This is a genomic window from Grimontia sp. AD028, from assembly GCF_000973155.1.
In the GTDB taxonomy this organism is placed as follows: domain Bacteria; phylum Pseudomonadota; class Gammaproteobacteria; order Enterobacterales; family Vibrionaceae; genus Enterovibrio; species Enterovibrio indicus.
Map to the genome: position 1 here is coordinate 25,177 of NZ_LASY01000014.1, position 15,121 is coordinate 40,297.

Consider the following 15,121-nt stretch of genomic DNA (forward strand, 5'->3'; position numbering starts at 1 on the left):
GCGGGCATAAAAAAAGCGGCTGACAAGCCGCTTTTTCTCTTTGAGGGAAAAGTTACTTAACGAACTCTTCGCCCAGTTGGATATCTTTACGCAGTGTATCCAGCATGCTGTCCAGTGCGTTTTGCTCGAAAGCACTCAGTGGGCCGTGATCCAGGATCTCTTCCACACCGTTTTTGCCCAGACGCACTGGTTGAGCGAAGAAGCGTGCGTATTTACCATCGCCTTCCACATAAGCACACTCAACAACGTCTTGTTCGCCTTGAGCTGCGCGAACCAGCGCCAGACCAAAGCGACATGCAGCTTGCCCCATAGACAGAGTTGCAGAACCGCCACCCGCTTTTGCTTCAACCACTTCAGTACCCGCGTTTTGGATACGTGGTGTCAGTGCAGCCACTTCTTCTTCAGTAAACTCAACACCTTCAACCTGAGACAGCAGTGGCAGGATAGTTACGCCAGAGTGACCGCCGATAACCGGCACACGTACCTGACCTGGATCTTTGCCTTTCAGCTCAGCCACAAAAGTTTCCGAGCGGATGATATCCAGTGTTGTTACACCAAAAAGACGGTTCTTGTCGTAAACACCTTTTGCTTTCAGCACTTCTGCCGCGATAGCTACAGTGGTGTTCACAGGGTTAGTGATGATACCGATCAGTGCTTTCGGGCACACATCAGCAATTCTTTCACTCAGAGAACGAACGATACCCGCGTTCACGTTGAACAGATCTGAACGATCCATACCTGGTTTACGCGCTACACCGGCAGAAATCAGAACCACGTCAGCACCTTCCAGTGCAGGTGTTGGATCTTCACCGCTGTAACCTTTGATAGATACTGGGGTCGGGATGTGGCTAAGATCGACAGCAACACCTGGCGTTACCGGTGCTATGTCATACAGAGCCAAATCTGAACCCGCAGGCAGACGGTTTTTCAAAAGCAGGGCTAAAGCTTGACCAATGCCACCAGCGGCGCCAATCACAGCAACTTTCATCTCGTTCTCCTTATTTACGATTTTATTATTTCAGACCTTGGATACGAGGTAAGTCAGCATAAGGTGGTTTACTTACATTCACTGACAACCCCGTATGCATAACGGACCTTTGCGCATGATACGTTCCCATCATAGATAACCACAAGCTTATCGGCATGAGGATAAGCCGCGCTTCTCATTTTTACCGTCAAAGCTCCTCAAGCCTGTTGAAAGGTGATAGGTGCGTCACTTTGCCGCTGATTTTATTGCCCGTGACTGAATCACTATGCAAGAATGCGCCATCCTGACACGGGGAAGAAAGAAGAAATATGCGCAATTCAGATAAACAAGATCAATTGGTGAAGGCTTTCAAAGCCATCCTGAAAGAAGAGAAATTCAGCTCCCAGGGCGAAATCGTGGATGCTCTGAAAGCGCAAGGCTTTGAGAACATTAATCAATCTAAAGTCTCCCGCATGCTGACCAAGTTCGGCGCTGTACGCACCCGCAACGCAAAAATGGAAATGGTGTACTGCCTACCAGTAGAACTTGGCGTACCCACTACCAGCAGCCCGCTGAAAGAGCTGGTCATGGATATCGACTACAACGATGCTTTGGTGGTTATCCATACTGGTCCTGGTGCAGCTCAGCTTATCGCTCGTCTCTTGGATTCACTGGGTAAAGCAGAAGGCATTCTGGGTGTGGTTGCCGGTGATGACACCATCTTTATCACCCCAACGCGCTCAACCACCACTGCGCGACTGTTTGAAGCCGTTTGCGGACTTTTCGATTACTCCCGCTAATTCAAACAGAGAAAACCTTCCAAAATAGGCTGGATGATTTTCCGATCATCCAGCCTATTTCCTTATCCAAGTAGTCATACTCCGACACTATCTTTTATCTCATTATTGAGACTTTCTGACTTTTATCTTCCCTCACGCCTCAATTCGATGCGAAATACCATGACAAAATATTTCGCTAGTTTTAAATTTTGGAAACGGATTTGTTATCATTCATAACCAAAGAATCCTAAATACACAAAATAAACTGAGTCTTACACAAGACCGTACCAAGCAGTACTCGTCATTAGGTGAAGACAATAAAGGCGTATAAAACACGCTGTGGAGATAGCCCGCTTCGTTGCGGGTTATCCGCATCTGATGTCAGGTTTTTTTACACTTTTACTTGCCGATTAAAGGACAATGGCATGACGAAGACGACCGAGACACCGCAAGAAGCGCAGGATATCGTCGCTCAAGCGGACACCGGAGCCCGCGCTCCGTCAGGTATATCAGGGAAGATCCTCTGGTTCGTTCCCCTGTGCTGGTCTATTTTCCAGCTCTGGTATGCCTCACCATTTACTGTCGCGCTCAATGATACCGAGGCACGATCGATTCACTTGGCGTTTGCTATCTTTCTGGCATTCACCGCTTACCCTGCATTGAAAAACTCTCCACGAGATCGCATTCCTGTCCAGGATTGGATTTTTGCGGCCGCAGGAAGTTTTGCAGCCGGGTATCTCTTCCTGTTCTATACCGAGCTCGCTTCACGCGCTGGTGCACCAACAACGTTTGATATTGTTGTTGCAGTCACAGGCATGATTTTGTTGCTGGAAGCGACAAGACGCGCCCTAGGCCCGCCGCTGATGGTGGTCGCGCTGGTCTTCCTGCTCTATACCTTCGCAGGTCCCCACATGCCCGATGTTATCGCGCACAAAGGGGCAAGCCTGAATAAAGCCATGTCGCACATGTGGCTGACCACAGAGGGTGTATTTGGTGTTGCACTGGGTGTATCAACGTCTTTTGTCTTCCTGTTTGTACTCTTCGGTGCCTTGCTTGATCGTGCGGGTGCAGGTGGTTACTTCATTAAAGTGGCGTTTTCTATGCTCGGCCACATGCGTGGTGGTCCGGCAAAAGCAGCCGTTGTGGCTTCTGGCCTTTCCGGCCTGATTTCAGGTTCATCTATCGCAAACGTGGTAACCACTGGTGTATTCACCATCCCGTTGATGAAACGAGTCGGCTTCCCAGGAACAAAAGCGGGTGCGGTAGAGGTTGCTGCATCAACCAATGGTCAGCTGACACCACCTATCATGGGTGCGGCGGCTTTCCTGATGGTGGAATACGTCGGTATTCCTTACATCGAAGTGATTAAGGCGGCGATTTTGCCTGCCATCATTTCTTACATCGCACTTATCTACATCGTTCACCTTGAAGCTTGTAAGGCAGGCATGACAGGCCTTCCACGTCGCCATCAATCAACCTTGGTACAGTCTCTGCTGAGCTTCCTGACCATCGTGATTGGTATCTGCGTGCTGAGCTTTGCGGTTTACTACGGTATTGGCTGGACCAAAGATGTGTTTGGCGCTGCGGCAAGCCCAATCATTGCGGTTGCGATTTTCATTGCCTACATCGCACTGGTTCGCTACTCAGCGCAATACAAGAAAGACGCAGTAGAAGACCCTGCAGACACTGACCTTTCAGAGCTGCCGGATCCGGGTCCAACCGCTCGTTCTGGTCTCTACTACCTGCTGCCAATCGTAGTACTGGTTTGGTGTCTGATGGTTGAACGCTTCTCACCAGGTCTGTCTGCATTCTGGGCAACCTTGTTTATGATGTTCATCGTCGTCACTCAACGCCCACTTTTTGCTTTCTTTCATGGCGAATCTAACTTCGGTGAAGAAATCAAAAACGGTTTCATCGACTTGGCAGAGGGCTTTGTTGCCGGTGCACGTAACATGATTGGTATCGGTGTAGCGACTGCTGCTGCAGGCATTGTGGTAGGCGTGGTCACACTGACTGGTATCGGTCTGGTGATGACTGACTTCGTCGAGTTCATCTCTGGCGGTAACATCATGTTGATGCTGCTGTTCACCGCAATCATCAGCCTGATTCTAGGTATGGGTCTGCCAACGACGGCAAACTACATCGTGGTATCGACCCTGATGGCACCAGTTATCGTGACACTGGGTGCGCAGGAAGGCCTTATTATTCCTTTGATCGCCGTTCACCTGTTCGTGTTCTACTTCGGTATTCTGGCAGATGACACCCCACCAGTTGGTCTCGCGGCCTTTGCGGCAGCGGCGATTGCGAAATCTGACCCAATCAAAACCGGTATTCAGGGTTTCACTTACGATATCCGTACTGCAATCCTGCCGTTTATGTTCATCTTCAACACCCAACTGCTGTTGATGGATATAGAAGGCCCAGTGCATCTACTGCTGACCATAGGCTCAGCAGTGATCGCCATGCTGGTATTCTCGTCCGCCACACAGGGATGGTGGTTTACCAAGAACAAGTGGTGGGAAACCCTTCTCATGTTGCTGATCACCTTCTCACTGTTCCGCCCGGGTTACTGGTGGGATCAGGTGTTTCCGCCAACAAACGATTACCCAGGTTCAGCTATCATTGAAGTGGCAGAAAAACTGCCGAATGGTCAAACGCTTAACCTACAGGTTCGTGGTGAAACCATTGATGGTGACGTCGTTACCAAACACGTACACCTTCCAGTGAACTATGAAGAAGCAGAAGGTCTGGCACGTGTGCTGTCTACCGGCTTAGAGCTTCGTGATGAAGAAGGTTCGAAATTGGTCGATATGGTTCAGTGGGGCAGTCCGGCGTCTGATGCAGGTATCGATTTCGACTGGGAAATAGTTCAGGTAAGCACACCTGCTGAGCGCCCGGCGAAAGAATGGGTATTTGTGCCAACTCTTATCCTGCTTGCTGCCATGGCATGGAATCAACGCCGCCGTGCAAGAGCAGAAAAACAACAAACAGCGTAATCAGTCCGGGGCTTAAAGCCCCGGTCACTACCACATAAGAGAGTAGACGATATGTATAAACACATTCTGGTCCCTGTTGATTTGAATGATGAAAGCTTCGCTGACAAAGCCGTTGAGCACGCTGTTTGGATCGCAGGACAAACGGGTGCAACCTTGCACCTGTTGACCGCCCTACCGGGCATTCACAACTCCATGGTGCAGTCTTACTTCCCGGAAGATGCTGCCCGCCAGATGAAACAGGACGTGCGTAACAACCTGAAAGCCTTTGCCGAGCGCATGGTGCCGGAAGGTCTGGCGTATGATTTATCTGTAGCGGAGGGCAAACCTTACAAGGCCATTGTCAAAACTGCTGACAGCCTTGGCTGCGATTTGATCGTGATGCCTAGCCACAAACGCTCTAAAGCGAACAAACTTATCATTGGCTCTGTAGCATCTAAGGTGCTGGAGCAGTCAAAAATCAACGTGTTGATCATGAAGCCACAAGGCTGATTGCAACACCAAGATCTAAAAAGGGCGGTATAAATACCGCCCTTTTTCTTTATCTGAATCAGAGTTATTTATCGCGCTGATCGTAGCCCCACCGCGGTACGAGGACCTGTTCGATACCGAGGTGATCGAGAATACGCGCCACCATAAAGTCCACCAGATCGTCGATAGACTTGGGTTGGTGATAAAACCCCGGAGCCGCGGGCATGATGGTCACGCCCATTTGCGACAGCTTCAGCATGTTTTCTAAATGCAAAGTGGAAAACGGAGTTTCGCGCACCACCAATAGCAATTGGCCGCGCTCTTTTAGCACCACATCGGCCGCACGTTCAGCCAGATTATCCGACATCCCATGGGCAATCGCTGCCAGGGAGCCCGCAGAACAGGGGCACACCACCATTTTCTTCGGAGCTGCTGAGCCAGATGCCACTGGCGAGAACCAGTCTTCCTTACCACACACTACCAATTTATCGGTGGGTGCATTGAGGTGTTTCACCAAGGCTTCTTTCGCAGCTTCAGGGCCGGATGGCAGTTTCAAACCGTGTTCCGTTGCCAGTACCACACGCGCAGCGGATGACACCAGCAGATACACTTCATAGTCAGCCGCGAGTAAGCACTCCAGTAGGCGGAGCCCATAAGGTGCACCGGAAGCGCCGCTCCAGGCCAGTGTGATGCGTTTGTCACTCATTGAAGTTGCCATGTGTTCCTTATCGTTGTTCCAGCGCGGCTTTGAGCTTGTCGTGAATGCCACCAAAACCACCGTTACTCATCACCAGTATAACGTCGTCTGTCTTGGCTTCACCGACGATGCCTGAAACCAGAGCATCAATCTCATCGAAGGTTTTTGCCGGCGCTTTACAGGCGTCCGCTACGTCTTTCACCGACCACTTAATGTGTTCTGGTTGGAACAGCAATACCTCATCGGCAGCATCCAGTGATGGTGCAATCTCATCTTTATGTACGCCAAGCTTCATGGTGTTGGATCTAGGCTCTAACACCGCAAGGATACGGCGTTCTCCCACTTTGGCGCGCAAGCCTTCCAGTGTGGTTTTAATCGCGGTTGGGTGATGGGCAAAGTCGTCGTAAACCGTGACGCCATTGAAATCGCCTTTGTGCTCGAGACGGCGTTTGGTGTTGATAAAACTGCCTAAGGCTTCACACGCCAAATCCGGGGTCACCCCCACATGACGGGCTGCAGCAATAGTCATCAATGCATTACTGACGTTATGGTCGCCAATAAGATCCCACTTCACGCTGCCAACCAACTCACCTTCAAACCAAACATCAAATTCACTGCCGTCAGCTACACGCTTTTCCGCCTTCCAGATACCATCTTCGCCAGCAAACTCCAGCTCGCTCCAGCAACCCATCTCTAACGTCGATTTGATGTTTTCATCATTTGAAGGCGCAATGATACGGCCGATCCCAGGTACGGTTCTTACCAAATGATGGAATTGACGTTTGATAGCATTCAGATCGTCGAAGATGTCAGCATGATCGAACTCAAGATTGTTCATGATCAGCGTGCGTGGATGGTAATGCACGAACTTAGAACGCTTGTCGAAAAAAGCACTGTCGTATTCATCGGCTTCGACCACGAAGAACATGGTTTCACCAAGGCGCGCAGATACGCCAAAGTTACCCGGAACACCACCAATCAAAAAACCCGGCTGGTAACCGCAATCTTCCAAAACCCAAGCCAGCATGCTCGCTGTCGTGGTTTTTCCGTGCGTGCCCGCCACCGCCAGCACCCAACGATCTTTCAACAAGAAATCCAATAACCACTGAGGGCCAGAGGTGTAATTAAGGTTGTTGTTCAGCACATATTCCACACACGGATTTCCGCGGCTCATGGCATTACCCACCACCACCAGATCCGGCGCAGGATCAAGTTGGGAAGGATCATAGCCCTGAATGATCTCAATCCCTTGAGATTCCAGCAGTGTGCTCATTGGTGGGTAAACATTGGCGTCACAACCTGTCACTTTATGACCCAGTTGTCTGGCTAGAATGGCTGCACCGCCCATAAAGGTGCCGCAAATCCCTAAAATGTGTATATGCATAAGGTTCCGTCAGCTTAAATCAGTGACTTTGCCCGGTCTGATTCCCTAAGGATCACAGATCCCGACATGTCCAAATTACTTCGATACGAATAAAAAGTTCTACACTATAAAATGTGTAACAAGTTGATTTTTTGTCCGGTTGTGACGTCACGTTTTTGGCAAAAACTTTTGCCTGCCACCCAAGCGATGCACCGGACGCATCGAATCAACCAGGAAAGCAAAGGCCTTATTGCTCTTCGCTTGCGACTTTGTTTTCCAGCATCTTACCCAAGAATCTAATAACAGACATCAAAAGGATCTGGAATGTCCGATATGCGTACACTTGGCGAGTTCATTGTTGAAAAGCAACATGAATACCCGAACGCCAGTGGAGAGCTCAGCTCACTCCTCTCTTCTATCCGACTTGCGGCCAAAATCGTCAACCGTGAAATCAACAAAGCGGGACTCGCTGATATCACGGGTGCATTTGGTGGAAAGAACGCCCAGGGCGAAGAACAACAAAAACTGGACGTCTACGCCAACGAGAAATTCAAAGCAGCGATGGCTGCACGGGATCAAGTGTGTGGCGTAGCCAGTGAAGAAGAAGATGATGCAGTTATCTTCGACACCGAACTTGGCCGCAACGCCAAATATGTCATCCTGATGGACCCACTCGATGGTTCTTCCAACATCGACGTGAACGTCTCCGTCGGAACCATCTTCTCCATCTACCGCCGCGTTTCTCCTATTGGTCAACCGGCTACGATGGAGGATTTCCTTCAGCCGGGTAGCCAACAAGTCGCGGCAGGCTACATCATCTATGGCTCCTCAACCATGCTGGTTTACACCACTGGTAATGGCGTGCATGGCTTTACCTATGACCCATCCATCGGTGCGTTCTGTCTTTCCCACGAGAACATGACGATTCCAGAGGATGGCAAAATCTACTCCATCAACGAAGGGAACTACATCCGCTTCCCTCTCGGGGTGAAGAAGTACATCAAGTACTGTCAGGAGAATGTGCCGGAAGACGGACGCCCATACACGTCGCGCTACATCGGCTCACTGGTGTCAGACTTCCACCGCAACATGCTTAAAGGCGGTCTGTATCTGTACCCAAGTACTGCCGCATATCGCAGCGGTAAGCTTCGCCTGCTTTATGAATGCAACCCCATGGCCTTCATCATCGAACAGGCGGGCGGTAAGGCGTCTGATGGCGCACAGCGCATCATGGACATCAAACCCACTGAGCTTCACCAGCGCGTGCCGTTCTTTGTTGGCTCCACCCATATGGTGGAAAAAGTCGAAGAATTCCTCGAGACTTACCCTGGCGAAGAGTAAGCATCTAAAACGTCAAAGCCCGGCAATATTGCCGGGCTTTGTTCATTTTAGGATCTGTTGACCTTTGGTTACTTGATACTGAACTGGTAAAGCAGGTCGACCGCATTGTCCGCGCCGGAAACCGCCTCAACATAAAGATCAGACAGCAGGCGGTAACGCACCGTGAATTCCGGCAAGCTGGTAAAAATACCCACACCATATTTCACTTGAAGCCCCGGCAAAATATAACCAGACACTTCGACCTTCTCGTCATTACCGCTACCTGATGTGTCCACGGTTAAATCCTGCACACCAAAGGCTTCGCCAATCTGACCCACCAGCTTACCGCTCTGGGAAAGGCCAAGGCCAATAAGCATCGACGTCATCGCATTGCCGTCTGATTCGCTGTCCAGATTTCGACCGCGTGTAAGGTAAGACAGGGCATTTGCCTGCGGCATGGCAGGATCTGAGAACACCTGTACTTCCGGTGCATCCGCAGGTCCTGTCACACGGATACCTGCTTCGACGCCATCTTCAATGGCATCTGGATTGCGGATCGCTTCCACTTGCAGATACGGCTGCTCAGGCGGACCATTAAACAGGATCTGACCTTTTTTGATTTGCAGATCCTGACCAAATGAACGGTATGTCCCTTCTTCCAGATTGATCTCGCCGTTAATGTTTGGTCCTTTTCTATTGCTGGCCACATCCAGTTTACCTACCAGATTGGTTTTCAGACCAAAGGCTTCAAGGCGAACGTCATCACCAATATTGACCGCAATGTTAGCGTTCACCGTGATCGGGTTGCTTTCTTCCTCAGAAACAGGCTGAAGATCGTCGTTCAGGATCACCACATCACTCGAAACCTGCACCGCCGATGCTGGCAGGTTTTCCACCACAATACGCCCCCAAGGCACCGAGACATTGCCATTCACATTCACAGACTTCGGCGACGCATTCAACGTCATATCTGGGCTGACTTCCAGTGCAACCATTGGCGGCACGACGACTTTCAGGCGTTGTCCTTTCACATTCAGTGATGCCAGCCAGGCATTAAGATCTTTCCAGTCCGCCTGACCGGTAAGTACCAGATCGCCATCCGGCGTTTTGATATCACCATTGATGCGACCATTGGTGCCATTTAACAACGCCGTTATCTGACCTTCCCTCACCTCCACAGGCGCAGCAAGGCTCTGGAGTCGAAGGCCGCTTAGCTCAATACTGCCGTTGGCGGTTGGCGCATCCAAGTCGCCATTGAGGATAACCTTACCATTCAGCATTCCCGCCAGTGTGGTGTCTTCACCCAAAGCCGGAGCAAGAATGTCGAGGTCGATATTATCAATGCCGAAGGTGCTCTTGAGGGTGCGTTTCTTGCTCTCCAAATCCCCCATTACCGCGTTGAGCGACACTTTACCGTTGTCAGTCAATGCCAGCAGCACATCTGCGTTCAGGGTGTTATTAGCCAGCGTCGCATCAATGTTCACAGCATCCCAACCAATGGTCAGCGGCGCATCCAACTGTTCCGTCACCTTCCCTTTTGACAAATCTACCGATGCTTTCAGGTTTGGCAGTGTGTTTGGCATCCACGCGACATTGGCGTTGGCATTGACCAGTCCTTCAATCGTGGTCGTCACAGGCAGGAAGGACTGCACAATATCTAGGTTGAAATCGACGATAGAAAGTTGGGCTTCGCCGCTGTCCGCCACTTTTGCGGGCTTGTCCAGACACACTTTGCTTTGTTTTTGTGTCCAGCAAAACGCGCCAATATCGACAGCACCCGATGTAAAAGCCACATCAAGAGGAATATCATTCGCGAGCTTCCAAGGTCCTACAGGCGTTGTGAGCGAAGAAGAATACAAGCTTCCCTTCCAGCCTTTTTCCCTGTCCAAACTGCCACGAACGGAGAGGTTTGCCCCCACAGGCTTTCCATCAACCTTAAGGCTCACGGTCTGATCTTTTTCATCACCAGACGCTCGCAGCGCGAGGGTTTTCACCTCTACGCCTTCTGCTTTCACGCCATTCACATCGACAATCAGACCACCACCAATGATAGGAAGTGGCGTCACAGAGCCGCGGATACTGACATCCTGCACCGTGACCAGCTCTTCCCAACGCAACGCATTGGCATTGATTTGCAGCGCCGCCTCAGGCTTTTCCAGCGTACCTGAAAGACCGATATTGCCTTGAATACTGCCGCCAGCCTGCGGCACCGAAGCAGAAAGCTTGGGAAGGTTGAGATTGAGTTTCAGCGCCAGCGCTTTATCCACCTTGCCAGACACATCAATCTGGTTTGGACCATGGCGAAGGGAAAGCCCATTGGTTTCTACCAGCAAGTCGCCTTTGCCTTTCACATCCGAGGCATTGAGTTGGCCGCTTAAATCCAGCCCCTGATCGCGGATGATGCCTTCAATATCAAGCTCTGGCAGGCGCACTAACCAACCGCCTTGCTCCGTCAGTTCACCGCTGTTTTGCACCTCACCAGATAGCTTTCCTTCTGCTTCCGGCCACTGCAGCCCTGGCTGAATATCGGAAAATGCCAGTCGGGTTTGCCATTTCACCTGCTTAGACCAATCGACACTTGCCCAACCATCAATGCCACCACCGAGGGTTTTCAGCGAGATATCCCCCAGCATCACTTTGCCGAGATCCCCCGTTAACTTGGTCGACAAGTCGATAGTAGGAATCACTTCACCGGACGCTTGGGTTTTGACCGATGCACTGTATTTTTTCAGGCTACCGCTGGCGTTAATCGCCGTGGAAGCCAATGTGTATTCGGCTTTAGTGTCAATCGGCCACTGCAGGTTCTTACTGGTCAGCAGCACATTAAAAGGCAGGTTGGGATCAAGCACATCCAACTTGCCGGAAAGCACGGCTTGCAGCACGCCTTTCAGATTCGCATTAAGCGCCAAATCGCGAAGGTCACCATTTGCATCCAGCGTCAGTGAGTGTCCCTGCAATGGCTCCATCCGAACATTGGCCTTGGCAGCAAGGTTCAGCGGATAGTTATCTTGCAGCGTGATATCGCCATTGAGCGTCACTTTACCCTGCTCAGCATCAAGACGGACTTCATCCAAAGCAATGTCATAACCGCCCGCTTTGCCTTTGACAAAGAACTCGTGAATCACCTGTTTTTGCGGTAACAGGAGCTCTGCATCTTTCAGTGCAAAGCCTTCAATCACCACATTCAGCGGAATATTCACGGCGGGCAGTTCAATCGGTGCATAACTGCTTGGAGACGGAGCAGGGTCAGACGGCTTTTCTTCACTCTGGGCAAGCTCGACCTTGATGCCTTTCCATTCGGTAGGCTTTAACGTCAGCGTGTTGCCCTGCATCTGGGCAGCGGTGGTCAGACTGTCCCAATGCACCTTGGTGCCGAGAATATCGAGAGAAATATCCGAGAGAGCGACGCCGTTGAGAAAGAGTGGGATTGGCGTTTTAATTTCCGTCAGGGGCTCTGAAGGCGGCGATTCCGGTGATGGCTCAGTTTCTCCTACCACCACCTCAATGCCGTCACCCGTCAGTGACTCCACGCACAGCGCAGGACCACTCAGACATCGGCTGTTGATATCAAGGGAAAGAGATTTACCCGACAACGAGAAGCCTTCCATGTTGAAAGCCACACCTTCCAGTGCAAAGCCATTCAGCAGCGCACCGCTGCTTTTTTCTATGGTTAACTCAGGCAGGGCTTTTTGAGCACCCCAAACCGCGAGTTTCACACCCGCGGGGGTCAGCAACACCGCAAAGACACCGGCGACGACCAGAACCAACAACAATACGATGGCGATAACGAATCGCTTGATCCAACGCATCATAGTTCTGGTCCAAGGCTAAAGTGGATCATGAAATCATCGTCTTTATTTTCAAAGCCATGGGCAATATCAAATCGGATAGGACCTACCGGCGACTCCCACCTGACACCGACACCTGCTGAGGTTTTCCATTCCGGGTCGCTGCTCGTCCAGGCATCACCGCCGTCGACAAACAGTGCGGCCCACCAGTTGCCCGTCACGCGGTAGTTATACTCCAACGAACCTGTCGTCATATATGCACCGCCTTCGAGCTTGCCTTCGCTATCGCGTGGGGATATCGATTCATAGCTATAGCCACGAATGCTGTTATCACCACCCGCGAAGAAGCGAAGCGATGGCGGCACGCGCTCAAATTCACTGGTAAAAATACCGCCTGCATTCACGCGAGTCAGGAAACGGTTATCGCTGTTCAGACTACGAATCCAGGCCGTCTGCCCCACCACGCGGAAGATACTGATGTCTGACAATAGTGCAGGGTCGCCCGCCTCAAAGGTGATCGACTGTTTGTCTCCCCAATACGGCATCGCCCCGCCACGACTGCGCACACGGGAAAAGTTAATGCCCGGCAGGATCAGATTTGAAATGTTCGAGACGCTGCCCTGAGTGTAATCAGAGTAGAGCCAGCGGAGATAGAGCGCGCGTTGCCAGCCAGTGTCGTACTTCCAGTGACGGGAAATTGAGGACGTCAGCTCCAAACTTTCGGTGTCGTTGTTATCGAGATTCTCCAGACCCACCTGCACTTGATAGTACTCACGCTGGACGTCTTCAAGCGGGATCTTATAGGTAGATTCCAGCGTCTGTTTTGGCTGAGAGACATACAAGTCGGTATTCAGGCTATGTCCACGGCTGTTAAACCAAGGCTTTTTCCACCCGATTTTGACCCGAGGCCCTACATCAGTGGAATAGCCAATACCGGTTTCAAATTGGTTGCGCGGTGCAGGTTCTAGGTTGACGGAAATTGGCACCCTATCATCACGAAGATCATCGAGCCCTGCTTCAACAAGCACAGAAGAAAACCAGCCCGTGTTCGAAAGCGACTGGTTAAACGCCCCTAAATCTGACACCAGATACGGGTCGCCCTCTTTGAAGGTCAGCATACTGTCGAGCCGCTCTTCATTGATCTGGCTGTTATGATAAATCACCGAGCCAAAGTGATAACGCATACCACTGCTGAAGTGCAGGCGAATAAAGGCTTGATGGCGACCAGGTGCCACTTCCAAACGGGAAAGGGTGTATTCGGCATCGAAGTAACCGCGACGCACTGCAAGGCTTTGAATCGACGATTTCAGGGCATCGTATTGCCCCTGATTAAGCACGTCGCCTACTTTCGGCGCGGTTTTCAGAAGATCGGTAAATGCCTCATCGGTTTTTGCATCACCCGTCAGCTCAATATCCACTTGTGCGATGCGCACAGGCTCACCAGGCGTAATATCCAGCACCACCGTGGCATCATCAATGGACTCTTTGTCCTCGACTTTATAAGCAATCGTAGGGTTGTAATATCCCAGCGCCTGCAGCGCTTTTGCCACCTCATCAGAGACGCGGGACTGAAAACGGAACGTCAGCCGGCGTTCGCTGGCAGGGATAGCGTCGAGGTATATGGAGACATTCTGCTCAAGGGCATCGTCCAACCCTTTGATATCGAAGTCCACTTCGGCGATTGCTACCCCAGGAACCCATGTTGTTGCGACGACAACCCAAGGTATTAATCGTTTCTTAATCATCAACCGTATGCTTTTCTCTCACCCTGAGAGCCTGTTTAAAATAAGATTAGTGACAGTATGACCGTCCATGTACTCGGTTGTTCTGTTGCAAATATGCATCAATGCAAGGAAAAATGTCCTCAACGATTCATATGAGGATGCGGCAGAATCATCTTATGCGTGCAGCTTGAGCCGATTCGAGCAGCAATGAAAGAATAAGCTCATTGCGCCGTTCTTGTGTTTTCCAGCCTGTATGGTTCCATCGTGGATACCCGACAGAAAGACAGGCGCAATCCAGACACGACAAGGAGTCGATATATGCTTATCAACCACAAGCAACTCTCCATCACCGCTGATCAGGCGTTGCCAGATCGACTCGACGAAATTATTCCGTCAGAACCGCATGCCGTCAATGGCTCACTGTTGAGTAAAGAGGTACCCGCCGGACAATCACAAATTCTCCTAGGCATGGGCTGTTTTTGGGGCGCAGAGCGCCTGTTCTGGAAACTTGATGGCGTAACATCTACCTCAGTCGGCTACAGCGGCGGCTTCACCGTCAATCCGACCTATAGAGACGTATGCAGTGCACAGACAGGCCACACCGAAGTGGTGCAAGTGGTGTTCGATCCTGCGCGTATTTCTCTGGAGGAAATTCTGACACAATTTTGGCAGAGTCACGATCCAACGCAAGGTATGCGTCAGGGAAATGACAAGGGTACCCAGTACCGTTCGGCTATCTACTATTTCGATGACGATCAGAAAGCGGCAGCAATAGCCAGCCGCGATGCATACCAAGCCGCATTGAACGCGGAAGGCAAAGCTGAAATCACGACAGAGATTGCTCCAGCAGGCCCGTACTACTTTGCTGAAACCTATCACCAGCAGTACTTGGAGAAAAATCCAAACGGCTATTGTGGTATTGGTGGTACCGGGGTTTGTCTGCCACCGTGGGAAAGATAACCCCTGAAAAGCAAAACGCCCGTCATACGACGGGCGTTTTTCTATGTTCGTAAAGTCTT

10 protein-coding genes are annotated in these 15,121 nt (G+C 50.9%); 5 read left to right on the plus strand and 5 right to left on the minus strand.

The genetic code is table 11. The annotated features are described in order from the left end of the window. Positions 1-52: 52 nt before the first annotated feature. Entirely contained in the window at positions 53-988 is a 936-nt protein-coding gene (gene mdh, locus RN22_RS03195) for a malate dehydrogenase (RefSeq protein WP_046303051.1), read from the minus strand. Positions 989-1,296: 308 nt separating this feature from the next. Here mdh and argR point away from each other — a divergent pair, with 308 nt between their 5' ends. The 3 genes from argR to RN22_RS03210 all read left to right on the plus strand — a co-directional run bounded on the left by argR (position 1,297) and on the right by RN22_RS03210 (position 5,231). Continuing rightward, the gene (argR, locus tag RN22_RS03200) at positions 1,297-1,767 is read left to right on the plus strand and encodes a transcriptional regulator ArgR (RefSeq protein ID WP_046303052.1); all 471 of its coding nucleotides are present in this window, start codon (positions 1,297-1,299) and stop codon (positions 1,765-1,767) included. A 404-nt stretch (positions 1,768-2,171) separates the two neighbouring features. Further along, positions 2,172-4,742 carry a TRAP transporter permease gene (locus RN22_RS03205; RefSeq protein WP_046303053.1) on the plus strand — a complete coding sequence of 857 codons (2,571 nt, stop codon included), beginning with the start codon at positions 2,172-2,174 and terminating at the stop codon, positions 4,740-4,742. A gap of 51 nt (positions 4,743-4,793) precedes the next feature. Continuing rightward, positions 4,794-5,231, plus strand: coding sequence for a universal stress protein (locus RN22_RS03210; protein WP_046303054.1), 438 nt, complete (start codon positions 4,794-4,796; stop codon positions 5,229-5,231). A 64-nt stretch (positions 5,232-5,295) separates the two neighbouring features. Here the strand turns inward: RN22_RS03210 and RN22_RS03215 are convergent, their stop codons facing one another. Then, complete coding sequence (locus RN22_RS03215; RefSeq protein WP_046303055.1) at positions 5,296-5,928, minus strand: flavin prenyltransferase UbiX; 633 nt, start codon at positions 5,926-5,928, stop codon at positions 5,296-5,298. A 7-nt stretch (positions 5,929-5,935) separates the two neighbouring features. Further along, entirely contained in the window at positions 5,936-7,291 is a 1,356-nt protein-coding gene (mpl, locus tag RN22_RS03220) for a UDP-N-acetylmuramate:L-alanyl-gamma-D-glutamyl-meso-diaminopimelate ligase (protein ID WP_082111344.1), read from the minus strand. Positions 7,292-7,594: 303 nt separating this feature from the next. Here mpl and fbp point away from each other — a divergent pair, with 303 nt between their 5' ends. Next, positions 7,595-8,611: a class 1 fructose-bisphosphatase gene (fbp, locus tag RN22_RS03225; RefSeq protein ID WP_046303057.1), complete on the plus strand. Its 1,017-nt coding sequence runs from the start codon at positions 7,595-7,597 to the stop codon at positions 8,609-8,611. A gap of 68 nt (positions 8,612-8,679) precedes the next feature. Here the strand turns inward: fbp and RN22_RS03230 are convergent, their stop codons facing one another. After that, on the minus strand, positions 8,680-12,402 hold the full coding sequence (locus RN22_RS03230; protein WP_046303058.1) for a translocation/assembly module TamB domain-containing protein: 3,723 nt from the start codon (positions 12,400-12,402) through the stop codon (positions 8,680-8,682). Beyond that, positions 12,399-14,123, minus strand: a complete 1,725-nt coding sequence (locus RN22_RS03235; protein ID WP_046303059.1) for an autotransporter assembly complex family protein — start codon at positions 14,121-14,123, stop codon at positions 12,399-12,401. Before RN22_RS03235 ends, RN22_RS03230 begins: the two co-directional genes overlap by 4 nt. 303 nt (positions 14,124-14,426) lie before the next feature. On the opposite strand from RN22_RS03235, the gene msrA reads away from it, so the two are divergent. Continuing rightward, a complete protein-coding gene (gene msrA / locus RN22_RS03240; RefSeq protein WP_197076241.1) occupies positions 14,427-15,062 on the plus strand; it encodes a peptide-methionine (S)-S-oxide reductase MsrA in 636 nt (211 codons plus the stop codon). Positions 15,063-15,121: the final 59 nt, after the last annotated feature.